Genomic DNA, 22034 nt, shown 5'->3' with positions numbered 1-22034 from the left:
TGCTAACGTGGCGGTGAGATAGGCTGTAGGTTCGTCCTGGTCAAGACGGATGAGCGGACGGCCGAAGAGCCAAAAGATTTGGAATCGGCCCGGAAGCCTGGCCCCCATTGCGGCGCATCCCAATGCCTTAGCGCGTTTCGGCCGGCAGCTCTGGGCCGACTTTTGTGTCTTATTTGGAATGTGAAATTATGTGAAATTAACGGCCGAGCAGTCGGCCGGAATCGACGGCGAGCCGAACAGTCTTGAGCTTTTTGCAATTCATCCCTAACCTCGGGTTGCATCGCCAAAGGAGCGTTTCTCGCTTCGAGCGGGCTCTTGCCGACGATGATCGGAATGTCGCCTTGAGGATGATATTCCCCTCGGTCCGGGTAGCCTGTCGAAGCGAAATCTTCGACCAGTTTCCGGAGCCCGATATCGTGATGAAATACACAGACGTTGAACCAGGTCTTAAAGATGAAGTCCCCTGGTCGGAAAGCCTAACCGCCTACGACAAGGAGCACTTCAAGACCTACTTGAGGTTCCTGGACGCCTCCGCCGACGATGCCAGTTATGAGGAGATGGCGCAGGTCATCCTCGGCATCGATCCGGCGGAAGAGCCGGTGCGCGCGCGGAAAGCCGCGAGAAGCCATCTCGATCGGGCGAACTGGATGATGACCACCGGTTACAAGGAGTTGTTCGCGTAAATAAGGGTGAACGGGCGGCGACACACGCTGCTTGTTCAGACGTGATCACGGCCGTCCGCCACAAGAATGGCATGACATCCGGGCCTGCGGGATACGTCTATTCATTGTCAAACTCCGCTGCTCGTACAGGCAGAATGTTCGCTGCGCCGATGCGTCTGGCGTGGCCATGCAGGTCAGCGGCGGCCGCTCGTCATACCTGGCCGGCGCAGCTAAGGCGGAGAAGATGAAGCCGTGTTCTGAGGCTGTGCTCGGCTTCTTCTGTCATGAAATTCTCCGGTTGGCTTGAAGGCAGCAGGCGAAGCCTCGCGACATAGTAATGGTTGTGGCGGAAGGCAATAAATGTCTCGGCAGCATAAGTATCGTCATAAACTATTACTAATACGCGTTCGCCCCGGAAATCGTTTCGGCTGCTAGGCGCCGGAACCGATATATGCAGCCATGCCGTCTTGAGCTTTTGTAATTCCGAAAGCAACGTGAAATGAGGTTTTTGGCAAACGCCCGGGCTCGCAAGCTTCAGTGCACCAAGATGATCAGGCCTCGTGGTCTACTGGCATGTCGTTGAGATGTCATCCTTGCTGACCTATATGCCGTTGTGCGTCGGGCGTTCTCCTCCCATTGCGTCCGGCGCGTTCCCCTCTGGAGGTTTTTGCCCTCTTGCTTGGCCGGGTGCTGCAAGCCCGGCCCTTTTGTTGCGCGCCAGAGGCGATGAAGCTCATCAGCGGCTACGAACACGGCGTACCCGCCCAACTTGCGAACCGGAAGGGATCGCCTGCACGTCCGCACTGCAACCCGCTCTGTGGTCCAGGGCGGATACATCATTTGCCGGGAATATCCGCTCAGACGAGCGAATTGGATGATAATACCAGCGTACCTGAAATACCGGCCGCGAACGGTGCCTCATATGACGGGCCCACCGTCTTGCTGACCAGGCAAAGTCGGCATCTCACTATCGGCCGTCCGCCAGATCCAGGAATCGAACTCCGGTCGCGACGCGATCAGTTCGCTCAGCGTTTCCTCATATGTGCCATCGGAAGACGGGGGGACGATATGAAGGCCAACCGGCCGCGGCTGTGTCTGCAATATCGCCGTCGCGGTTGGCCTGTCCAATGGTAGATTGTAGCGCAGTCCTTTCATGCTTCGCTTCCTGGTCCTTGCAAGGGCGTCGACCAGCTTCTTTTCATAGGCGGACTCGTAAGGCACCCAATTCTCCGCCACGACCATGATGGCCATTTCCTCGATCACCGCCAGCACCGCCGGGGTCAACCCGAAGGTGGCAATCGCGACTAGATGCGATGCCTCATCCGCGCTCCAGAGTGCCATCTTGGTTTCAAAGCGGGTTTGAAGCCGACGATGAAGACTCTCATCCAACAGGAACACGAACCCCGGCATGTGCTTGACGATCAACTTGTGACCGCCCCGAGCCGGGCTGAACTCCTTGACCTCGCCGACCAGGATCATCAGCTTTCTGGGGCCGCTCTTCGGGGGCAGCGCAGGTGCAAGCGCCTGCCCGCGCCTTTGCTCGATCGCGATTTTATCGGCGGACCGGAACGGCTCGGGCACGAACAGGATTTCGCTCGGCGCTCGCCCTTGACCGTCATCTGGCCAGCGGCCTCGACGAGGTGCCAACGGATATTCCACCAATGCCGTTTGCCAGCCCATCGTGACGTCCAGACCGTCAGCTCCGCTTCGTGCCAGAGGTAATGGAGCAGGCCTCGCAGCGAGAGTTTCCTGGTGTCTCCGACCACGCTGTTCGAGCCTACGGCGCCAGCTGCCGGCACAGATCGCGTGCCGACCTTCGACAGCCGAAAGTCCAGCATCAGCGCGGCCATGCCGCTCTCGGAATCGACCTGGATAGCGCTGCCCATCAGCACGCCGAGGCCGGACAGTTCGTCGGGCGGCTCGTAAGAGGAACAGGACGGATCATGGCTGCCACCCGACAGCGGCATCCGCTTGACCATGTATTGGTCGCCAACCTGCGCAATATACATCGCCGGGCAGGGCTCTTTGCACAAGCAAAGCGGTCGCAGCTTTCTGCGGTATGCATCCGCAAGCGCAGCCTGTAGATCAGGCGGCCCTCCGTTCCTCCGGACGCCGCCGCATCCCCATGCCCATTGAGTCATGCTTTTGCCATCGAAAACGGGCTGTTTGCCACGGCATACACGCGCATCACCGCCGAGATCATCGCTGCAATCGAAGAAGATGCAGGTGATTGGGGCGCGTCGTGGTTCCAAAACGGAAACCAGCGACCAACGTCGCATCAGGCAGGCGCTGCCGCGGCATCAACACCGTGGCGCTGCGGGTCGCAGCCATCGTCAACGGTTACAGCGATGGCCTATGGACACCTATCGACAATGGCAGGACGCCGGAGCGCAGGTGTCGGTTCCGGCATGTGAGGACGGGCGCCGCCCTTGCCTGGGAGAGATTACCGGCGCACACGGGACCGGCTCAGTCTGGCTTCCGCGCGGGCCGGCGCGATGCTGATGACAAGGAAGGCGACGCCCCTGCTTCAGGGCGTATCCTCGGATGACGGGCGCCGGTGACGGCCTCGAAGATTGAAGTGCCCCCGCGCGCGCATTCGTTGTGTCGCGACAGCCACGCTCCAACCAGGAACGGCTACCGGGCGGCCCCTTTGTGGGGACGCAGATAGATAGGACATCGCGGCCGTGAACCAGCGATCGGATTAGGGCAACGTGAGTCTCAGAATGCAACAAGGCCAAGTCCTTCACGGAGGCCGGCAACAGACTTGAGGCAGAATTCCTAGGCTTGCGTCGCGACATCCCGGATAGGGAGCATCGTGTCTTTCACTATCTTCGAATTCCGGAGCCCTTTGGTTTCCCCAACTGGGCTGTCCAAATTTGCCGTCGAAATTTACTTTTTCCGAATTGTTCGGTGCTAGGAGATCAACACGCAGCTACTACTCTAGGGCGGGAGTGAAAGAGTGATGCAGCGTCTGTCAGCCGCAAGGCTCGGTGACCTGTTGGCGGGAGACCTGCGTGTTTTTGGCGGGCCCTCGACGATCGAACCACTTGCCGGCCGTATCAGGGCGGAGCAGGTCAGTATCGTGCTTCGCAACACGCTTCTTGCCATGGTTGCGAACATCCTCAATGCGGCCACTTTTGTCATGGCGTTTTGGGGCTCGCCTGACCAAACCAAAGCCATCCTCTGGGCGAGTGTGATCATCGTCGCCGCTGGTTTCGTCGGCCTAAGAGCGAGATCATCATTTCAGTCCGTCAAACCAAGATCGGTGTCTCGCCGGACAACGCAAAACCTGGTGCGGAACGCCTTCTTGTTCGGCACCTGGTGGGGAGCACTTCCCGTTCTGTTCTTCAGCGGGGCAACAAGTGCCGCCCAGGTCGTCATTACCTGCCTGAGCGCGGGGATGATCGCAGGCGGCGCCGCTTCCTTTTACACGATTCCTATTGCGGCCATCGCGTATACACTACCGATCTTCGTCGGTTCAGCGGTGGCGATCGTGTGGGTGAAAGACGCGGTCAACCTGCCCGTCGCAATCCTGATGGTGAGTTACGCCATCACGCTGTTTCATGCCGTGCTTGCTCACGCCTTCGAATTTACCCAGCGCTTTATTCTGCAGGCGGAAAGCGAAAATGCCATTCGCAGGGATGTTCTGACGAGACTGCCAAACCGGTTCAGCTTCAACGAGCGGCTGGAGAACGCGTTGGTGGACGCAAAGCAGTTTGACCAGCACTGTGCGTTGCTTTTGTTCGATCTTAACAATTTTGCCGAGGTGAATGATCGCTTTGGCCGAGCCATGGCGGATGCCCTTTTGGTCGAAGTGGCTGCGAGACTTCGGAGATCGACGCGGGAGAGCGATGGCATTGCCAGATTGGAGGGCGGCGAATTTGCAATAATTGCTACGCGCGATATCAGGCCAGATCAGATCAGGTCCTTGGCCAAACAGATCGTAGATGCCATGTGCGCGCCGTTCTTGATCGAAAAGCGCGAAATATATTGCAGGGCCTCTATAGGTATCGCTTTGGCCCCCGCTGACGGTTTGGATACCAACCAACTCCTGCGGTGCGTCGACACCGCGCTATACAGGGCCAAGACGCCGGGGGCGGGCTCCATCCAGTTTTTCAGCCCAGGCGACGATGAAGCTGCTGCAAGGCGCCATGCCCTTGCACGCGATCTCCCATCTGCGCTGGCCAATGACCAGCTTTGGCTCGCATTTCAACCCTTTCTCGACCTCGGGAGCGATCGCATCCGAGGTTTTGAAGCACTTCTGCGGTGGCAGCATCCGACCCTTGGCCCTATCCCTCCGTCGGAGTTCATATCCATCGCTGAAGAAACGGGTTTGATTCACGCCATCGGACACTGGGTCGTCAAAACAGCTTGTTTGGCAGCGGCGCGCTGGCCGCGCGACTTGCGGGTATCCGTCAACTTGTCGGTAATGCAGCTTAAGAACAAGGCCTTGCTGGATGGAATTGTAGCGGCCTTGGCTGAAGCCGGTTTGGAGCCCCGAAGACTCGAGGTCGAGATCACAGAAACGGTGCTGATTTCGAATTTTGAAGAAACGATTTCGTTATTACAGTCGTTAAGTTCATTATCTGTGACAGTTGCTCTTGACGATTTTGGCACCGGCTATTCATCCCTCACTTACCTCCGTAAATTGCCTCTTTCGCGGCTCAAGATCGACCGATCTTTTGTCCAGGATATGCTGGCCGATGCGGATTGCGCCGCCATTGTAAGATCGTTGATTGAGTTGGCGCATGAGCTTCGAATTGAGGTGACAGCCGAAGGCGTGGAAACTCTCGACCAGCTCGACTACCTGCGCCGCGTCGGATGTGATGAAGCTCAAGGCTATTTAATCGGGAAACCTGACCGGATTGACGACATTCCTGGCATTGCTGCGAAGCAGTTTGGTCAGGAGCTAGGTGTTTGAATAGCAGGACCGGCATCTTAACCGGCGATGGTCTGGTTACCTCCTATCTCGATGAGAACGGCCGCCTTGGCCGTCGCCCACGTATGTGACGCTGGCGCGACACATCGAGAAGGCATTGCGTCGAGATTTCGCGATCACGGCCGGAATTGCGCCCGGCTCGGGAAGAAGACGAACCTTGCCTAGGCCGCGTAATCGCCTTTGAGGGCGCAAGAGATGACCGGATTTGAGAGACGAGATGATTCAAAGCGGATTTGCCGCTTAAGCGCTTTATTCAAGTTTTGGGCGTAGATTTCTCCCCAACGGGGTGATCATCCTGCCTGGGGGAAGAGCATGTTGAAAGTCTACACTTGCATTGCGACGCAGCATGATTTGCGTCTGGTTGCGCTGGCCGCCTTCATTTGCGCCCTGGCTTCCTTCACGGCCGTGAACCTCCTCCACCATGTCGGGCGCAGTGAAAGCGAGATGCGACGGATCTGGCTAGCCGTCGCCGCGGTCGCCACCGGCTTCGGCATCTGGGCGACGCATTTCATAGCTATGTTGGCCTTCCAGCCCGCCGTACCGAGCGGCTACAACATCGCCTTGACGATCATGTCGTTGCTGGCCGCGATCGCTTTGACCGGCACGGGTCTCACGATCGGCATCTCGCCACGCGTTCCACATGGACGCTGGATCGGCGGTGCTATCGTCGGAGGCGGCATCGCGGTGATGCACTACACTGGCATGGCCGCATTCGAGATCGCGGGCCGCGTCGTGTGGGATGTGCCGCTCGTCGCCGCCTCAATCATTCTTGGCGGGCTGTTCGGCGCGGCCGCATTGCCGGTTGCCCTTCACTCCAACACGCTCAAATGGAAGGCGCTCGGTGCCCTCGTGTTGACGGTAGCGATTTGCAGCCACCATTTCACCGCGATGGCCGCGGCGGCAATCATGCCAGACCCGCGCATTGTTCTTTCCGCAACGGCGTTGCCCGCGGACTGGATGGCGGCTGGCGTAGCCCTCGTTTCGATCCTCATCATCCTTTTGGCCATCATCGGCCTCGCCCTCGATGTGCGCGATCTCCGTCGCGCTGGCGAGGCAGCGCGTATGCAGGAGCTGGCCGACGCGGCCGTCGAGGGGCTGATCGTGTGCAACGAAACCGAGATCGTGGCAGCCAATCGCAGTTTCGCCGCGCTTGCCTGCGTCGACGGCTCTCAGCCGGTCGGACGCCCGCTCGCGTCCTTCTTTCCCACCGTTTCCCAAGGCGAGTTCACGGGCGCTGCGCAAACGCCGCTTGAGGTGGGGCTCCGCGCGACGGATGGCAGCATGGTCCCGGCGGAGCTGATCCGGCACAGCATCCTCTATGCCGGCAAGCCGCATCAGGTGTTTGCCGTGCGCGATATCCGCGGGCGCAAGCGGGCGGAGGAGGAAATTCACTTCCTTGCCCACCACGATCCCTTGACCAAGCTTCCGAACCGCACGAGCTTCAACGAAAAGCTGGAGGCCGAGCTTACGGCACATCTCGACACTGAGCGGTGCCTTGCCGTGCTCTTCCTCGATCTCGACCGCTTCAAGGAGATCAACGACCTCTTCGGCCACCTTGTCGGAGACGCCGTGCTGCAGTGTGTGGCCGAGAAGATCAGGGGCGTCCTTAAGCCCGGGCAAATGGTTGCGCGCTTGGGCGGCGACGAGTTCGCTGTGATTGTTCCCGGTCTGCCGAGCGCGGGCTATGCGACGCGCACTGCTGAGGCCATCCTGGACGCATTCAACGACACAGGCGGCAACCTGCCCGCCGGCGTCACCATCGGCACCAGCATCGGCATCGCCGTATTCCCGAACGATGCACCCGATCGGGAGACGCTTTTGAGCCATGCCGATGCTGCGCTCTATGAGGCCAAAATGCAGGGGCGTGGCCTTTATTGCGTTTTTGAGCCGGCCATGGGTGAGCATCTGCGCGATCGCCGTCAGTTCGAGCACGACATCCGTCACGCGATCTCGCGCAAGGAACTCCGCCTCGTCTATCAACCGCAGGCGCAACTCGTGTCCAACGAGGTCTTCGGTTTCGAAGCGCTGCTCCGGTGGGATCATCCTGAACGCGGCGCCGTTCCGCCGGCGGTGTTCATCCCGATCGCTGAAGAGTGTGGCGCCATTCTAAAGATCGGTGAATGGGTGCTGCGGACCGCCTGCGCCGAGGCGGCAAGCTGGCAACAACCGCTAGCAATCAGCGTCAACGTTTCGGCCATGCAACTCCATGGCGGGAATTTGTCCGAGTTGGTCGGCGCAGTGCTGAAAGAGACCGGTCTCGATCCATTCCGCCTCGAGCTGGAAATTACCGAAACTTGCCTGATCAAGGACATGGGGCGCGCGCTCGCCGCGCTGCGCCAGCTCAAAAGCCTTGGGGTCCAAATCGCAATGGATGATTTTGGCACCGGGTACTCGTCGCTGTCGAATTTGCGGGCCTTCCCGTTCGACAAGATCAAAGTCGACCGGTCTCTAGTGCGGGCGGTCGATAGCAGCGTCGAGGCGGCTGCCGTCATGCGTGCTGTCTTTGGCCTCGCCCGGGGCCTCAAGCTCCCCGTCTTGGCAGAGGGCGTCGAAACGGACGCGGAATTGACCTTCCTTCGTGGAGAAGCCTGTGATGCGATCCAGGGTTATCTTCTCGGCCGACCTTGCCCGATTTCCGACTTCGCTCAGCACACGATCGGCAATGGTAGGACAGCCGCTTCCCGGCGGCTGGGGAACCACGAACTGCGCGTGATCAAGAACAGCGCGGCTTAATGCGGCAGCGGGTCGCACGCTGCAACGTCACGCGCTGCTACAAGCCGCTCGAGCTGCGGGAGGTGATCGGCAAGGTCACGATCAATGAGGTGAGGGAAAGGTTCGATGCCAGCAGTGCAAGAGCCGCGAGTGCGATGAGCGCAGAGCTATTCCACCCAACCGGAGCAGCACACGATCTGCCTCCGGCACTCGGCGTTGGGAGATCTGGCGGGACGAATAGGAAAAAGGGCCGGCGCCGTTTGGTGGAGGTTGCCTGAAATGGACGCCGGCTAGCTGGGAGTGTACGCAGCACCCTTAGCTGAGTCTTGACGCTAAGTCACCTGCGCCAATTTGGGATGGACCGGCCCTCTAGCGGGGTAGGTCAGCACGCGCCGGGCTGACCGGGGGGCTCGGAAGCGAAACATGGCACCGGTTGACGATATACAATACGCCATTGCTAATGCCACCGACCATGTCCCAGTGGCAAAACTGTTCCGGGTCAGCAACCTGGCTTCTCACCCAAATCGACGCCGACGGCGACACCCTGTTCGGCCCGTGCGACCTCGGCTTAGGCTTCCCCGAACTCGGCAGCGTCAGCCTCGCCGAGCTTGCAAGCGTCAAGGGGCGGCTTGGCCTCGGCATTGAGCGCGACCTCGGGTTCAAGGCGCGCTTTCCGCTCTCCGTTTGCGCCCAAGCAGCGTGCAGCGCCGGCCACATCACCGAAGCCGAGCGGCTCTGCGACGGCAGAAGCCCTTGGCAACCCCATTCCAAGCTTCCGCCGAACACGGCGGAGCAAGAGCGCCGATAAGGCAAGCTTACCGGACATAAAGCGATGTCGACAGGGGCGGCGGTTTGTTCGCATTTGCGTTGCCAGAAGCGCCGTTAGGGTGCAGGGCCTGCTCGTGGCTCAGGCGCGCGCCGCGCTGCGAGCCATCGATCTTTTCGTGGAGTTCGAGCGCCGGGCGGACCGGCTGCTTGCCGTCGCGCCAAAACTCAGGGCCAAGGCCGCGGACGCCGTTGTCGAAAAGCTCCTGTCGGACGATGCGATCGTCGCCTCGGAAAAGATCGCAGGCATGAGCGACCGTGGCCTGCGCCGCCTGTTCGACCGGCTGGTCGAACTTGGCGCCGTCCGCGAATTGTCCGGTCGATCGACCTTCCGCATCTACGGGATCTGACAATCATGGCGGAGAGTGAGACTAGGCGACGAAAGAGGGGACCGGGAGGCGACAGCCGGCCAAATGACCATTTGTTTGATCGCGAGCTGGATCACCTGCCACCGGAAGCACGCTGGCGCGAATGGATGCATCGCGTTGAGGCGACCATTTTTGCTGCCAGTGAGCCTGTCAGCCGCGACACGCTTGCCCGGATCGTCGGCAAGAGCTGCAGCATCGATCTCCTCATCGACGATATCCGCGAGGAACTCCGCGGCCGGCCCTATGATCTGGTCGCCGTCGCCGGCGGCTGGAAGCATCTGACGCGGCCGGCCTATGCCGACGCCATCCGCACCGCCGTCGGCGCCAGCGAGCGCAAGATAGACCTCTCGCAGTCGGAGGTACTCGTGCTGTTGACGATCGCCTACTTCCAGCCAATCACCCGCGCCGAGCTGTCCTCCTTCTTTGGCAAGGAAATCAGCCGCGACCTGATCGGCAATTTGCGCGGCTTCGGCCTGATCGCCTCAGGCCCACGCAGCCCGACCCCAGGCGCGCCATACACCTACGTTACGACCAAAGCATTCCTCGCTGCAGTTCGGGTTCGACACACTGCGCGACCTCCCCGAAATCGAAGCGCTCGAGGATGCAGGTCTGCTGTCGAAGGAGAAGCTGCTGGCGGGCGACATCATGCCGGGGTTTTCCAATGACGGGGAGGATGCAGGCGTCGCCGGTGATGAGTAGCATGCTGTTCGCCAAGGATGGGCGGGATTCTATCCACGCAGGATCGCAAAATCAAGTGGTGCTTCGTTCTGATCCCACCGTCAGTGGCGCGCGAATAGGCCTCGAGCAGAGTCGCAAGGTCAGCGCCGGTCGGGGGTGATCGCCCAGACCTCGGCGATCCTTGATGCTTCTCCATGAAATCCGCGAAGTGCGCGATCAACCGATCATGGCCGCCTGCAGCCAGGACGAGTTGACGCCGCCGGGCAACAGCATCGTCCTCATCTGCCGTCAACCAGCCGGCAGGCTTGTCCGCGAGCCATTCGAGGCAGCGGATACGCCGAGAACGTTGACAGATTTGTCAACGTCCTCGCCGATGGGACACCGGCAACGATAGGCGCGCGTAGCAGGCCGCGACCCTTTCGGCAGCGCCGGAGATTCCAGGTCGGGACTGATTGTGATGAGCGAACGCGAGCAGCGCATCGAGGTTCTGTCAAATGTCATTGAGCGGCGGATGACAGCGCCGCAGCGGCGAGCTAAGCCCGCTTGAACGCATTGCCGGGTTGCGCGATTGTCGCAGCTGCCCAAGTGACGCGTGCACCCAATGAACCGGATGGGAAAGGCACCTTTCGTGCCGAACGAAATTCATGTCGGGACGGTCACCGATGAGAAGAAGAAGTTCTCGGCATCCTCTCAATCCAGACGACGGAAGGCCGCTTGGATGTTGCGCTCGATAGGCAAACTGCGGACGCTATCGTGAAAGCTATCAACGCAATCCGTTCAAAATTGAATTCGAACCGCTAAATGGGCCTCATCAGGCCAGACTTGCCTGTCGCCAAGCATCACACGGTAACCCTTGCCCAAATGGCTCATAACGATGCTTGCCTCTCCCGCCGAATAGAAGATTGCTATTGCTATGGCATGATCATCTACGACACGCTCAAGGCGGTAGGCATCACGGCGCGGATTGTCTTCGTCCACCAACGATAAGGCTTCCCAAGGGAGCATATTAGCCGTCGTTCATGAAGGTTTCGTGAGGGCCGGTTAGTCAAATATCCTGAGAGTAGCACAGAGCCGCCCTCCCAGCCCATTATTCTGCCACCAACTGCCCGGTCTCAAGCGATTTGCAAATCCGGTCGTAAATTGTCGGGTTCCGCTCATCTCGAATCAACCCTGTAAGCGGTCGATTCCTTGGGGATGTAGCTGCCTTACCTCATCCACGACTAAAGCCCGTCGCCAGCGTTTAGCCATCGGGTCGTGGTGTTACGGTTATGCTGGGAACTCGGTTCCATGCGTAGCCGGGGCAGGTGCCGGCACCGGCCGGCTCGAGCACTGCATCAAGCCCAAAAACAACCGTCACGACTTCTCTCCCGTCCGCGCGATCCGCCTCCGCGTCGCCTGCTGGCAAGAGGTGCTGGAACTTCGTCGGTCCCTGTGGTTCTGCATGCTGCCTCAACGCCAGAAGCGCCTCGTGTTGACAAAGGCGTCATGCGCTTCCTCGGCGTCCTCAAGAAGCTTGAACTTGTCTTCGGTGCTGAAGAGATCCTTCGCACCAGCCACATCCGAAAGCTCCAGCGCTGCCAACATATCGGGCGCGGTGGCGATATCGTTTAGGCTGCCGAGCTGATCCTGCAGGCCCTTCATCGCCTCGATGAACCATCGATGGCGTTTGGCTTCCGCCTTGCTCTCGTAAAGCGGCTCGAAGAACTCCGCCGCATAGCGCAGCTTCTTTGCGGCGATGCGCACTTCATGGCGAGTCTCGTCATTGGCATCGACGAGATTATTGCCGCCTTTCGCCACCTTTTTCCAAAGTTTATCAAATACACCGGAGGCGAAATCCCGTGATGACTGCTCGTGCCAGGTTGTGTCCGTTTGGTCGGTTCGCCAGTCCCTGATGGAAATCCACTCGGCGGCATCGATCATCAACGAGCGGGCGCGCACCGAGGAGAGCGATGCTTCGACCGCCGCATAGGCGTCGTCGCGCGCGTCTTGAAGACGGCTTGAAAGAGCCTCGCTCGAAGTGCGGTAGATCATCACGTCGATATTGCGCGCATCGCCAAATTCCGAAGCGAGCCATGTCAATTCTTCGCGCAGGCGGTCGAAACGGCTGTCGTCGAACAGCGACTTGCACATCGAGCACAGCGAGCGGAGCCGTCGCAGCGACACGCGAGCCTGGTGCAGGACCTCGGCATCGCGGGACCAGCCCAGCGCCGTTTCATTGAGACGAAACTGTTTGAGACAGGCCGCTGCGATGCGCGCGAAAGCCGTTGCCGCGCTCATCTCGGACGTGAGTGGGGTCGAAGCCGCGTTCACAGCACCGGGCGCCGAGCCAAGTAGACGATAGCCCCGTTCCGCTTTGCTCAGCACCCCGAGATGCGCCGGTGTGATCAAGTCGACTTTCCGGGCGAGCGCAAACAGCGCTGTCGGTGAGCCCGCCTTCTTTTCCAACTCGATCTCGCATAGCGGCGCCTCGCGATCGGCTGCAACGACCTTGCCAAGATCCAAAGCAACTTCGATCGTAGCGTCGCCATCCATCACATTCCAGGAATACCGTTTGACGTGAACCTCGAACACAGGCGCGAGGCTTGGGCCAGCCCCTGCAAGCAGGTCCTGGACCTGCGGATCGTCAAGTATCGGTGTATCGCCAGCAACCGGTCGCTCCCATTCCTGGCGTGTGAACGATCCGACCGCGGCGCCGTCGCCGGCCTTGACGGTTTGTATCCGTTCATTTCCCGATTGCCGAATGCGAAACGACAGGCCGCGCTTGGACAGATCCCACTCGGGGGTGTCGAAATAGATGGATCTGTGCTGAAGAATGGTGGGCGAGCATCCGAACGGATTTTTCTTGAGGAGCGACCCCGCACCCGACTGGGAGAGTTCGAGCTTCAGTTCCGTTTCCTGCATGATGTCCTCGGCGCAGCGTCGCTTCACAGGACTCCACCGATGATGCGCCACAAGACTGTCACAAACAACCGCCCGCCTCGAGCAACTGCGGCCAGACCTCGAACCGGCGACCATAATGCGCGGGACGGAACCACACTTCTCAGTCCTCGTTGATCCTGGGATGCGGGAGAAGGACACAGAGATGGCTACCAAGGAAAAGAAAGAAGAGAAGCAGGCGAGCCGCGTGGTGAAGGGGCAAGAGCTGGAGGTGGAGCACCTGACGGAAGTTACCGACGTCTCGCCGAAACAAGCGCGCGATTTGTTGCGTAAGCATGGTGCCGACTGGCCCAGGCTCAAAGATGAAGCCGAAGATTTGAAGGAAGACTGAAATTCTCGGCGCGGCTTCTTCTTTCTGTCTCTCCGCCTCATTGCGGAGCGGCACTGACCGGCCTGGCTGGTTATGTCAGCGAAGGGCCGCTTCGCCCGTATTAGACAGCGGGCCAGCCGGAACGCGCGCTGGCGAGGCGCCTCATGAGCGTGAATTTAGCTTCAGCTAATAAAGGCGCTCTGCTAGACTTGCTAGTGGGGAGCCAAGCGACGGAGTGTCTCCTAATGGATGCGACCGAATTGCAGGCGATCAGCGACGCTCTGATGCGGATCGTGACGCCGGATATGACGCCCAAGCAATTGATCAAGGCGGCACGGAAAGAGCACCCGAACGCGTCAAAGAAAGACATCGCCCGCGCGGCGTTCTTCTCGATTATCGCCAATGCCGACCAAGACCACGGAAAGGTCAAGAACCTACAGGCCTTCGCCATAGCCGAGCGTCTAGACGGCGGCTCTTGATCAGGAGCATGGCGCTTGCGCCCAACCAATGCCGACCGAATAGCAATCCGCGAGCAACAGATTGAGATTTGCCGCGACATGATCGAATGGGAAGCGTCACACGATTGGGGCGATGCCGTTCAGTTGGCGCGTTTCTCTCCCGATATCATCGAGGAATACAAGCGCTTGATCGCCACTCTGCAACTTATTGCGGACGGGCTGAGAAACCTCGAAACCAGCGAATGAAACAGGCGTCGCGCGATAGGCCGAACTCCTATACGCGTTATCGCAATGCATTGGAGAAAGCAGCGTGCCGTCGAGATCCTTCGAGAAGGACGTTCAGATACCGCTACAGCATCTTGCTGCCGCGACGTTGGTGCATTGGCAGGAGATCCCCGAAGCGGTGCGCTGCGCGATTGTCGAGACGGCGACAAGCGGTGCATTCTCCGACTTGCCGCGAACCACCTTATTGCATGAACAAATCGCGCGGCTTGTCCGCTACAGCGGGGAGAACCGCGACTAATGCCCACCGGACCTAGAGGACAAGAAGCGCCGAAAACCGTGAGGCCGACGTCATTGCGATGCGGTCGGGCAGGCAAAGCCGTCCGACCAGATGGAAGAAGACCGGCGCCAGGTTCCTGAGCGTAGAGAACTGTCCTCCGGTCTCGGTTGCATGAAGCAATCAGGCGGCCTTGCGTTCCTTCAAAGCCTTGTCAAAGGCATCCTTGATCGGCTTGGATACGTCCTCGCTAGCTCTCAACATCAATGCCTGAATGGCCTTGGCCTGCTCGGCGGACTTCTCGATCTGTTTGCGCAGGAATGCGGTCTGCAGTTCGAAAAACTCGGACGGCGACTTCACGGCAACCAGTGCTTCGAGGAGCGTGAAGCCGGCTTCGGCATTGGCTTGCAGAGCGGCAATCGTCTGCAGGAGCATCTCGTTGCCGGTGGTCTTGGCCATTTCAAAGGTCGACTCGAAAGCCCCTTGAGTCGTTTCGGCGTCCGAGCTCAATTTGGAAAATACTTCCTTCGACTGCTCAACGCTTTGATCGGCGACAGCGCGGATTTGGCCGGCAACCTTGGACGGGTCGACGGTAGGGAATTCGACGTTCTCGATCGTTTCAGTCTTGCCGGTGATCTTGGACATTCTTTCCATCCTTTTCCAGGGGCGACCGCAAAGCAAAGCCGCCTCCTTCATCTACGAAATCGCCGCAACGGATTTATGAAGCTGCCATGAATTTGCGCGAGCGGGCTGCCCCGGTGCTGCGCGAATGGAGATCAGCGAGGACATGACCACAGAGCCGGGATTCCTTGGCGCCCCGGCACTCCAAATGTCCCGTTGCGACCCGTTTGACGACTCTCACGCGATTCGCAGCCACGGTCTGCTTCGGGTCAAGCCTGCCGTTAGATGTTCTCCGAACGAAGGGCAGAGAAGGGTCGACTGCAGCCCTTGTATGCCTTGTCGAGTCTGGAGAGGGCCGGGTCAACCAGAACCAGGCCAGTCTCGGATTGCTAATCGCCGCCAACACCTCGCTTATGCCCATGGCTGGCCGACCGTCGACCAACTGGGCGAGCGGGAAGACATGTTTGCGACCGCCCTTGCGCAGCGCCACAACTTCGCCCTGCGCCGCTGCCAGCGATGCAGCGTCGAGCGAGGGATGCGGAATTTCTCCTCCAGATAGGTCGACCCGGCAACCTCACCGGCCCAGTCTTCGATGAGCACCACCTGGAGGTCGGAGGCGCGATCGGCAATGTGTCTGGATACAGGCTTCCCATCCGTCGGTGCGGTGCTTTCACAGGCGCAATCAGACGCACCCGAATCGCAGCGGGAGATCCTTTTCGCCATCATGCCGAAGAACTGGAGGTGAGCGCGGGCAATCGCCTCTGAACGAGCCGAGCGCGAGCCACTGAGGCTGTGGCAGGAAGGGAAGCGCGGCAGCGACGCTCTCGGCGATCATGCTGGCGGAAACGAGCGCTTCTGCGTCCAGTGAGAAGCCGCGCTGCATCAATCCCTTTTATACCGTCTGGGTCATTCATGATCGACTTGAACGCCACGCAGGCGGCAAAGCGGCTACAGCGAATTGACGGCCCAGGGGAGGGATCGCGCCAGATAAGTAACCTTGGCCGGCTTCAAGTCTGCTTCGACGTTGAGCCAGTTCCACTCGACATGATCTTGTCCTGGATTGCCTAGGCTTTCTAGGAAGCATGCTTGTCGGCTCTAAGATCTTAGAAATCCCGGAACACCAACGGTGACGTGCGGTCAGGCGACTCGGTTGGACGGCTTGGCGGGGAAGAGTTCGGCGTCTTGTTACGCGGCGTGCGCAAAGAGCAGGCCGGTACGATTGCGGAGAACATCCGTCGGCTTATTGAAGGCCTTCCTCGGGTCAAAGGGCAACAAGACGGCGTGAAGGTGACTGTCAGCATCGGAGGCGCAGAGATCGCTCGCGATGCAGACACTCAGGATGTCCTGCGCACTGCCGGACGCTGCCTTTTTGAAGCGAAACAACGCGGGTGCGGAACCGCGTTTCGTTCGACTATGAAGCAGCCAAGTTGCGGGTCGTGACACCGTAGCCGGTCGCGTGGGGGCGGCGGAAAATGCACCCGGCAGGCTGTTTGCACCGACAGTGGGGCGGCTTCTAGTGGCGCGCGGGTGAAGGCAGAGGAGGAGGGCGGGCGGGTGGCGGTGGCGGGTAAAGGTCCGGGAGAGAGTCTTCCGGCGCCCGCCGAGGAGCGACACCCATGACCCAGATGGAAATTCATACGCCCAAGCGCACCGAGCATGCCGGTTACAAGGTCGACGTCAGCCGCGGCCAGCGCATCGGCCGCGTGTCCTCAGAATGGTTCAACCGGCCGGCGGACGAGCGATACCTGTCGCTTACCGATCTCCACAATTCGGTGAAACGGCGGTCCGAACGTAGCAAGACCCGCATCGTTGAAAGTGAGCTGATCCGCGTCGAGGCCAGCCGTGACGATCCCGAGCGCCTGAGGCTAATGCTGCCCGATGCGCGTGCGCCTGTTGCTCCCACGCATTGGAGTTTTGGCCAACTCGCCAGCCTGGTCGGCGCGCCGGCCACCTATCTGCGTCAGCTTCCGGCTCCGCTGGCGGCGATCAACCTTCAGCATGGTCTCCTCAACCACCGTGCTGAGCAGGTGAAGACGCTGGAAATCGAGAACGGACGCCTCGAGTTGCGGGCGGTAACAGGCCCTGATTACGGCAGAATATTTGACTCAGAGCTGGTGGACGCCGTGCAAAAGATCGCCGGCAACGGTACCGGCGACACGCGCTGGAAAGTGCCCGGCGTGCTCGACTGGTCAACGGGAATCTACAATCCGCACGTCGACATCTCCAACGACACCACGACGCTCTACGCGTCTGATCGCGATATCTTCGTGTTCCTCGTCGACGATCTGAACCCGATCGAGGCCGGGCGGCTGCCGAATGGGGAACCGGATCTCTATTTTCGCGGTTTCTATTGCTGGAATTCCGAAGTCGGAGCGCGCACCCTCGGGATCGCCAGCTTCTATCTGCGCGCGGTTTGTCAGAATCGCAATCTGTGGGGCGTGGAAGATTTCGAGGAAATCACCATCCGCCATTCAAAATACGCGGCCTCCCGTTTCGCCCTGGAAGCCGAGCCGGCCCTGATCCAGTTTGCCGATTCCTCGCCCATGCCGTTCGTCAACGGCATCAAGACGGCGCGGCAACGGATCGTTGCCCGAGACGACGAAGACCGACAGGGCTTCCTGCGCAAGCGGGGCTTCTCCAAGTCCGAGACCACGAAGATCATCGATACTGTTCTCTTGGAGGAAGGCAGACCGCCAGAATCTATATTCGATTTCGTGCAGGGCATCACGCGGATCGCGCGCGACAAGCCGCATCAGGATGTTCGCCTGGAAATGGAGGGCAAGGCCAAGAAGCTTCTCGATTTCGCCGCCTGATCCTGCGGAGACCGGCAGCGAAAACTCTCGTCGCCGGCCTCGCCTCCGCGCCGTCTCCATCAATCCCAGCGCGGCCCGCCGGGCTGCTCGGTCGCGTGAGATCCGCGAGCCGGGGCCAAGGGGCGCGAGGCCTGGAGGCAGAGGGGGGAGGGGAGGGTTTTTGACGGGCTTGGAGGTTCGGGGAGAGGCCCCGGGCCGCCCGTCATGGAGAACCTGACCATGGCAAAGAACGCCATTCAGAAGATCGCGATGAACGCTGCGGAGAATATTCCCTATGACAAGCTGATGCTGTCGCAGAAAAATGTCCGGCGCATCAAGGACGGGGTGTCGATCGAGCAGCTGGCCGAAGACATCGGACGGCGAAAGCTGATCCAGAGCCTGAACGTCCGTCCCGTGCTCGAAGGCGAGGGCGAGGAGACCGGCACGTTCGAGGTACCCGCCGGCGGCCGGCGTTATCTCGCGCTCGGCATCCTCATCAAGCAAAAGCGCCTGGCGAAGAACGAGCCGATCCCCTGCATCGTCAACCGCGGGCAGGAGACCTCGGCCGAGGAGGATTCGCTTGCCGAAAACCTGCGGCGCGCCGACCTGCACCCGCTCGACCAGTTTCGGGCCTTCAAGACACTCAGCGACCAGGGCCTCGATCCGGACGAGATCGGCGCCCGCTTTTTCGTGTCGCCGGCCACAGTGAGACAGCGTCTGCGGCTGGCCTCGGTGTCGCCGAAACTTCTCGATCTCTACGAGAAGGACGAAATCCGTCTCGAACAGCTCATGGCGTTTTCGATCTCGGACGATCACGCGCGCCAGGAGCAGGTCTGGGAGCGGATTTCCAGTTCGCACATGCAGGAACCATATTACATCAGACGCCTGCTGACGGAGACGACGGTGCGGGCCGATGATCGCCGGGCCGTCTATGTCGGTGCCGACGCCTATGAGGCGGCCGGCGGCGTCATCCTGCGCGACCTGTTCGAGCAGGATTCCGGCGGCTGGTACCAGGATGCCGCACTCCTCGAGCAGCTTGTCTTCGACAGGCTGAAGGTGGATGCCGACGCGATCCGCGCCGAAGGCTGGAAATGGGCCGAGGCGGCGATCAGCTTTCCCTATGGCCACACCTCCGGCATGCGGCGCATCTACGCCGAGGCGCAGGAGCTCAGCGCCGAAGAGATCGCACGCTACGATGCGTTGAAGGCTGAATATGACAAGCTGGATGCGGACTATGCCAAGGCCGAGGATGCCGACGAAGCAATCGAGGCGAAGCTCGACCAGCTGGGTTCTGATCTCGATGCGATCGATGATCGTCCTCAAAGCTACGATCCCGCCCAGAAGGCCACTGCCGGTGTGTTCGTTACCCTTGCCGCGAATGGCAAGCTCCAGGTCGACGCCGGTTTCGTGCGGTCCGAGGACGAGCCGCGGACCGAAACCGGCGATGTCGATGAGGGCGAGGAAGGAGGCGCTGCCGGCGGAACCCGCTCCAATGGCGACGACGATTGCGACGGTGTTGTCGTCAACGGCAAGCTGGTGAACGACGCCTCTGGCGACGACGGCGAGGACGACGGCATCAAGCCACTGCCCGATCGGCTCGTCTTCGACCTGACCGCGCAGCGGACGCTGGCACTGCGCAACGCACTCGCCGGTGACGTCGACATCGCCTTCGTCGCCGCACTCCATGCCTTCGTCCTGCAGGTTTTCTATCGCTTCGCGCCGGACACGTGCCTGGAGATCAGCCTGAAGAGCGCCAGCTTCAGCCAGGTCGACGGGCTTGCCGAGACATCCTGGGCCAAGGAGATCGCCGAGCGGCACGAAGCCTGGGACCGCGACTTGCCCGATGAAGCGGAAGCCCTGTGGGACTTCCTCCTCGGTCTCGACGAAGCGAGCCGAAAGGCGCTGTTCGCGCATTGCATCTCGCTGACCCTCAATGCGGTGGTCGAACCCTGGAACAGGCGAGTGAAGGCGCTCGATCATGCAGACGTGCTTGCACGCTCGCTCCAGTTCGACATGGTCGACGCCGGCTGGACGCCTACTGTCGAGTTCCTCGGGCGACTTACCAAAGCGCGGATCCTGCAGGCTGTCCGTGAAGCCCGTGGCGCAGACTCCGCGCAGCTGATCGACCACATGAAGAAGGACATCATGGCCCGCGAAGCCGCCCGTCTTCTCGAAGGATCGAACTGGCTGCCCGAGCCGCTGCGCCTCGAGGTCGATCAAGTGGCTGCCGATGCTGGTGACGCGGTCCCCGGCAACATGTCGGACGAGGCGGCTCTTGACGGCGATGCCGCCGAGCTGCCGGCCTTCCTTGCCGACGATGCGGATCAGTCCTCCGACAAGCCGGTGACATTCGACGGCGACGAAACGGACCAGCTGCAGGCCGCCGAATAATCAGGCTCCCGCTCCGAACGGGTCCGGCACCTCCGCCGGACCCGTTCCAGTTGCAACTCACTCTCAAGCCCGGGATCGCCATGGTGCGCCCGGGCGCTTTCGTTTCATGGAGGTTCACATGTTCGATTGGAACAGAAGCTGCTCCTATGACGAGCAGCAGAAGAGACGCTTCCACACGAACCGAACTTTGCCCTGCCGCAGGGAAGCTTTGACCTGCGCTCAAACAGGGCGGGCATGGCCGTTTCCGGTGAGATTACCCTGCACCATGAACGCGCCTACATCCAGGTCGGCCAGTTCGGAATGTCCTCAGGTCACGGCATCCTGATACGCACCTGCAAGGGGCGCAAGGACTACACCGGCGGAGCCAATCATTTCGTCGCACTTGGTATGCTTGAGGACATTCCGGCGCTCGCGGCGGCTGTCCGTGCCATCACCGGGGTTGGTCGAGACGCTTTGCGTTCCTCCAATCACCGCGCCGCCTGAATCCGCAAGCCCCATCGACGCTGATGTACGCGCCGACCGCAAGGTCGAACAGTCGACACCCACAACACCATCACGGAGTTGCGATGACGCGGTCATGCCGCGCGTGGCCTACCTGCGTTCAGGAGAGCCCCATGACCTCACATCCACCCTTCAGGAAGGTGCTCGACGGCGTCGCCACCCGCGAGCAGATGTTCCAACTGTTCAGCCGACACAAAGACACACCCGGCATCGATCCGCTTTCCGGCACACCCTATTCAGGCGAGTGGTTCCAGATTCCCGCGTCAGAATACCACTTCATGCTCGATTTGCTGCCGCCGCTCTTCATGCGCACCGGCATGTTCGGCATGTCGGAGTTCAAGGCCGGCAACGTGACCAGCGTATTCTTCGCGATCCGGATCCGAGGCCGCGAATGCTGGTTCCACGGCTTTTGCGACCTCACGGATCGGCAGTCCCCAGACAAGATGCGAGCCGCCATTATCGCCCACGAGACCGGCGCGAGCGACAGCATGACTCGCGAGGAAAAGCTCGAGGCGATCTGGAACATAACTCCTGTCGAACTCAGGGGGATCCCCCGCAATGCAGAGCCCGAGACCGGGTGGGCCGAACATCGCGGTAAACGCACAATTCTCGTTAACGCCGGAAGGCATGATGCTGTCTTCAAGCGGCTCGATGATCTGTCGGATCTCGAGATTGACGAGCTCCTGTCCTCCGCGAGATCAAGCCAGAGCTCCAAGAAGGGAGGCGACGATAGAGGTTATCCCTGAGAGCGCCGCTCGGAAGCGAAACGTCCCTATAGCATGGTCCACCTTCTCCACTGAAATGGGCGGGCATCGGACTGGCTCGACGATATGATCGCCGAACAATACTTCGGATCAGGACCTGCCGCGCGGGATGTATCCGGCATTGCGCAAGGCGCCGATGAAGAGGCTGGCCGGGCCGGCGATACTCGTTCTGGCCTGCATCGGCAGCGGCAGAGTGTTCCAGTCCTCCAACGGAGCGATAAAGCTGGAGAAAGTGCCATTGACCATGAAATGGCTGATGGCCGCGCCCTGCTTGTCCAGCGCAAGAATGCCTGTCTGGTTGCTTGGATATCGGACGGCGGCGATCCGCTGCATTTCAAAGTCGCCATCGATGCGCAAATCAAAAATCAGGACGCCGTGGCTTCTGATGGCAATTTCTGCGACTTTTTCCGTGAATCCAAGAGGAAGCGCACGAACGCTTTCGACTGCCATCCCGAAAACAATCGCGTCCAGCTCATCCGCCGCCATGAGAAGATTTGCACCCAAGAAAATCAGGATTGCAATCGATGCAGCCGGTTGTGCACAGTCCATCGGATGCCGGCGGCTGTTAGTCCCTTGT

At 60.3% G+C, this 22034-nt stretch carries 20 protein-coding genes and 3 pseudogenes; 16 read left to right on the top strand and 7 right to left on the bottom strand.

Going from position 1 to position 22034, the window contains the following annotated elements:
• Positions 1-419: 419 nt before the first annotated feature.
• Positions 420-683, top strand: coding sequence for a DNA -binding domain-containing protein (locus JG747_RS35375; RefSeq protein ID WP_199201594.1), 264 nt, complete (start codon positions 420-422; stop codon positions 681-683).
• 897 nt (positions 684-1580) lie between these two features.
• On the opposite strand, the pseudogene JG747_RS37990 reads toward JG747_RS35375, so the two are convergent.
• Positions 1581-2803 (bottom strand): annotated as a pseudogene (locus JG747_RS37990) (DUF1173 domain-containing protein).
• 821 nt (positions 2804-3624) lie between these two features.
• On the opposite strand from JG747_RS37990, the gene JG747_RS35365 reads away from it, so the two are divergent.
• The 6 genes and pseudogenes from JG747_RS35365 to JG747_RS35340 all read left to right on the top strand — a co-directional run bounded on the left by JG747_RS35365 (position 3625) and on the right by JG747_RS35340 (position 10578).
• Positions 3625-5583: a putative bifunctional diguanylate cyclase/phosphodiesterase gene (locus JG747_RS35365; RefSeq protein WP_199201593.1), complete on the top strand. Its 1959-nt coding sequence runs from the start codon at positions 3625-3627 to the stop codon at positions 5581-5583.
• Positions 5584-5913: 330 nt separating this feature from the next.
• Positions 5914-8334 carry a bifunctional diguanylate cyclase/phosphodiesterase gene (locus JG747_RS35360; protein ID WP_199201368.1) on the top strand — a complete coding sequence of 807 codons (2421 nt, stop codon included), beginning with the start codon at positions 5914-5916 and terminating at the stop codon, positions 8332-8334.
• Between the two features lie 451 nt (positions 8335-8785).
• On the top strand, positions 8786-9121 hold the full coding sequence (locus JG747_RS35355; protein WP_446720626.1) for a DUF2958 domain-containing protein: 336 nt from the start codon (positions 8786-8788) through the stop codon (positions 9119-9121).
• Positions 9078-9488 (top strand): DUF1403 family protein, encoded by a 411-nt coding sequence (locus JG747_RS35350; RefSeq protein WP_274609731.1) that lies wholly within the window; start codon positions 9078-9080, stop codon positions 9486-9488. The genes JG747_RS35355 and JG747_RS35350 overlap by 44 nt, the downstream gene beginning before the upstream one ends.
• A 5-nt stretch (positions 9489-9493) precedes the next feature.
• Positions 9494-10205, top strand: a pseudogene (gene scpB / locus JG747_RS35345) (SMC-Scp complex subunit ScpB).
• Between the two features lie 163 nt (positions 10206-10368).
• Positions 10369-10578, top strand: a complete 210-nt coding sequence (locus JG747_RS35340) for a hypothetical protein (protein WP_199201367.1) — start codon at positions 10369-10371, stop codon at positions 10576-10578.
• Between the two features lie 383 nt (positions 10579-10961).
• Here the strand turns inward: JG747_RS35340 and JG747_RS35335 are convergent, their stop codons facing one another.
• Positions 10962-11162 (bottom strand): hypothetical protein, encoded by a 201-nt coding sequence (locus tag JG747_RS35335; RefSeq protein ID WP_202362406.1) that lies wholly within the window; start codon positions 11160-11162, stop codon positions 10962-10964.
• Positions 11163-11633: 471 nt separating this feature from the next.
• Positions 11634-13085, bottom strand: a complete 1452-nt coding sequence (locus JG747_RS35330) for a CYTH and CHAD domain-containing protein (RefSeq protein WP_199201592.1) — start codon at positions 13083-13085, stop codon at positions 11634-11636.
• A gap of 181 nt (positions 13086-13266) precedes the next feature.
• Between JG747_RS35330 and JG747_RS35325 the strand changes: the two genes are divergently transcribed.
• From JG747_RS35325 to JG747_RS35310, 4 genes are all read left to right on the top strand, one after another.
• The gene (locus JG747_RS35325) at positions 13267-13452 is read left to right on the top strand and encodes a hypothetical protein (RefSeq protein WP_199201365.1); all 186 of its coding nucleotides are present in this window, start codon (positions 13267-13269) and stop codon (positions 13450-13452) included.
• Between the two features lie 224 nt (positions 13453-13676).
• Entirely contained in the window at positions 13677-13910 is a 234-nt protein-coding gene (locus JG747_RS35320) for a hypothetical protein (protein ID WP_199201364.1), read from the top strand.
• 15 nt (positions 13911-13925) lie between these two features.
• Positions 13926-14135, top strand: coding sequence for a hypothetical protein (locus JG747_RS35315; RefSeq protein WP_199201363.1), 210 nt, complete (start codon positions 13926-13928; stop codon positions 14133-14135).
• A gap of 64 nt (positions 14136-14199) precedes the next feature.
• Complete coding sequence (locus JG747_RS35310) at positions 14200-14412, top strand: hypothetical protein (protein ID WP_199201362.1); 213 nt, start codon at positions 14200-14202, stop codon at positions 14410-14412.
• Positions 14413-14571: 159 nt separating this feature from the next.
• Here the strand turns inward: JG747_RS35310 and JG747_RS35305 are convergent, their stop codons facing one another.
• The 3 genes and pseudogenes from JG747_RS35305 to JG747_RS37985 form a co-directional block, all read right to left on the bottom strand.
• On the bottom strand, positions 14572-15033 hold the full coding sequence (locus JG747_RS35305; RefSeq protein ID WP_199201361.1) for a phasin: 462 nt from the start codon (positions 15031-15033) through the stop codon (positions 14572-14574).
• A gap of 325 nt (positions 15034-15358) precedes the next feature.
• A pseudogene (locus JG747_RS37425) lies at positions 15359-15621 on the bottom strand (antitoxin Xre/MbcA/ParS-like domain-containing protein); the annotation flags it as partial.
• Between the two features lie 70 nt (positions 15622-15691).
• The gene (locus tag JG747_RS37985; protein ID WP_446720632.1) at positions 15692-15844 is read right to left on the bottom strand and encodes a hypothetical protein; all 153 of its coding nucleotides are present in this window, start codon (positions 15842-15844) and stop codon (positions 15692-15694) included.
• Positions 15845-16140: 296 nt separating this feature from the next.
• On the opposite strand from JG747_RS37985, the gene JG747_RS37980 reads away from it, so the two are divergent.
• The 5 genes from JG747_RS37980 (at position 16141) to JG747_RS35280 (ending at position 21439) form a co-directional block, all read left to right on the top strand.
• Positions 16141-16449 carry a GGDEF domain-containing protein gene (locus JG747_RS37980; protein WP_199201360.1) on the top strand — a complete coding sequence of 103 codons (309 nt, stop codon included), beginning with the start codon at positions 16141-16143 and terminating at the stop codon, positions 16447-16449.
• Between the two features lie 176 nt (positions 16450-16625).
• Entirely contained in the window at positions 16626-17822 is a 1197-nt protein-coding gene (locus tag JG747_RS35295; protein WP_199201359.1) for a DUF932 domain-containing protein, read from the top strand.
• Positions 17823-18041: 219 nt separating this feature from the next.
• Entirely contained in the window at positions 18042-20192 is a 2151-nt protein-coding gene (locus tag JG747_RS35290; RefSeq protein ID WP_199201358.1) for a ParB/RepB/Spo0J family partition protein, read from the top strand.
• 234 nt (positions 20193-20426) lie between these two features.
• Entirely contained in the window at positions 20427-20675 is a 249-nt protein-coding gene (locus tag JG747_RS35285; RefSeq protein WP_244748467.1) for a hypothetical protein, read from the top strand.
• A gap of 83 nt (positions 20676-20758) precedes the next feature.
• Positions 20759-21439, top strand: coding sequence for a DUF1419 domain-containing protein (locus JG747_RS35280; protein WP_342216823.1), 681 nt, complete (start codon positions 20759-20761; stop codon positions 21437-21439).
• Between the two features lie 108 nt (positions 21440-21547).
• Here JG747_RS35280 and JG747_RS35275 read toward each other — a convergent pair whose 3' ends face one another.
• Complete coding sequence (locus tag JG747_RS35275) at positions 21548-21943, bottom strand: hypothetical protein (protein ID WP_199201356.1); 396 nt, start codon at positions 21941-21943, stop codon at positions 21548-21550.
• Positions 21944-22034: the final 91 nt, after the last annotated feature.

The sequence above is a fragment of the Mesorhizobium sp. 131-3-5 genome (genome assembly GCF_016756575.1).
GTDB lineage: Bacteria > Pseudomonadota > Alphaproteobacteria > Rhizobiales > Rhizobiaceae > Mesorhizobium > Mesorhizobium jarvisii.
This window is presented reverse-complemented; position numbering and strand designations above follow the sequence as displayed.

What these genes read in the sequence shown, in the direction of transcription:
- JG747_RS35375 (WP_199201594.1), top strand. Translation starts at nt 420, where the DNA reads ATGAAATACACAGACGTTGAACCAGGTCTTAAAGATGAAGTCCCCTGG.
- JG747_RS35365 (WP_199201593.1), top strand. Translation starts at nt 3,625, where the DNA reads ATGCAGCGTCTGTCAGCCGCAAGGCTCGGTGACCTGTTGGCGGGAGAC.
- JG747_RS35360 (WP_199201368.1), top strand. Translation starts at nt 5,914, where the DNA reads ATGTTGAAAGTCTACACTTGCATTGCGACGCAGCATGATTTGCGTCTG.
- JG747_RS35355 (WP_446720626.1), top strand. Translation starts at nt 8,786, where the DNA reads ATGTCCCAGTGGCAAAACTGTTCCGGGTCAGCAACCTGGCTTCTCACC.
- JG747_RS35340 (WP_199201367.1), top strand. Translation starts at nt 10,369, where the DNA reads ATGCTTCTCCATGAAATCCGCGAAGTGCGCGATCAACCGATCATGGCC.
- JG747_RS35330 (WP_199201592.1), bottom strand. Translation starts at nt 13,085, where the DNA reads ATGCAGGAAACGGAACTGAAGCTCGAACTCTCCCAGTCGGGTGCGGGG.
- JG747_RS35325 (WP_199201365.1), top strand. Translation starts at nt 13,267, where the DNA reads ATGGCTACCAAGGAAAAGAAAGAAGAGAAGCAGGCGAGCCGCGTGGTG.
- JG747_RS35320 (WP_199201364.1), top strand. Translation starts at nt 13,677, where the DNA reads ATGGATGCGACCGAATTGCAGGCGATCAGCGACGCTCTGATGCGGATC.
- JG747_RS35305 (WP_199201361.1), bottom strand. Translation starts at nt 15,033, where the DNA reads ATGTCCAAGATCACCGGCAAGACTGAAACGATCGAGAACGTCGAATTC.
- JG747_RS37985 (WP_446720632.1), bottom strand. Translation starts at nt 15,844, where the DNA reads ATGATCGCCGAGAGCGTCGCTGCCGCGCTTCCCTTCCTGCCACAGCCT.
- JG747_RS35295 (WP_199201359.1), top strand. Translation starts at nt 16,626, where the DNA reads ATGACCCAGATGGAAATTCATACGCCCAAGCGCACCGAGCATGCCGGT.
- JG747_RS35290 (WP_199201358.1), top strand. Translation starts at nt 18,042, where the DNA reads ATGGCAAAGAACGCCATTCAGAAGATCGCGATGAACGCTGCGGAGAAT.
- JG747_RS35285 (WP_244748467.1), top strand. Translation starts at nt 20,427, where the DNA reads ATGGCCGTTTCCGGTGAGATTACCCTGCACCATGAACGCGCCTACATC.
- JG747_RS35280 (WP_342216823.1), top strand. Translation starts at nt 20,759, where the DNA reads ATGACGCGGTCATGCCGCGCGTGGCCTACCTGCGTTCAGGAGAGCCCC.
- JG747_RS35275 (WP_199201356.1), bottom strand. Translation starts at nt 21,943, where the DNA reads ATGGCGGCGGATGAGCTGGACGCGATTGTTTTCGGGATGGCAGTCGAA.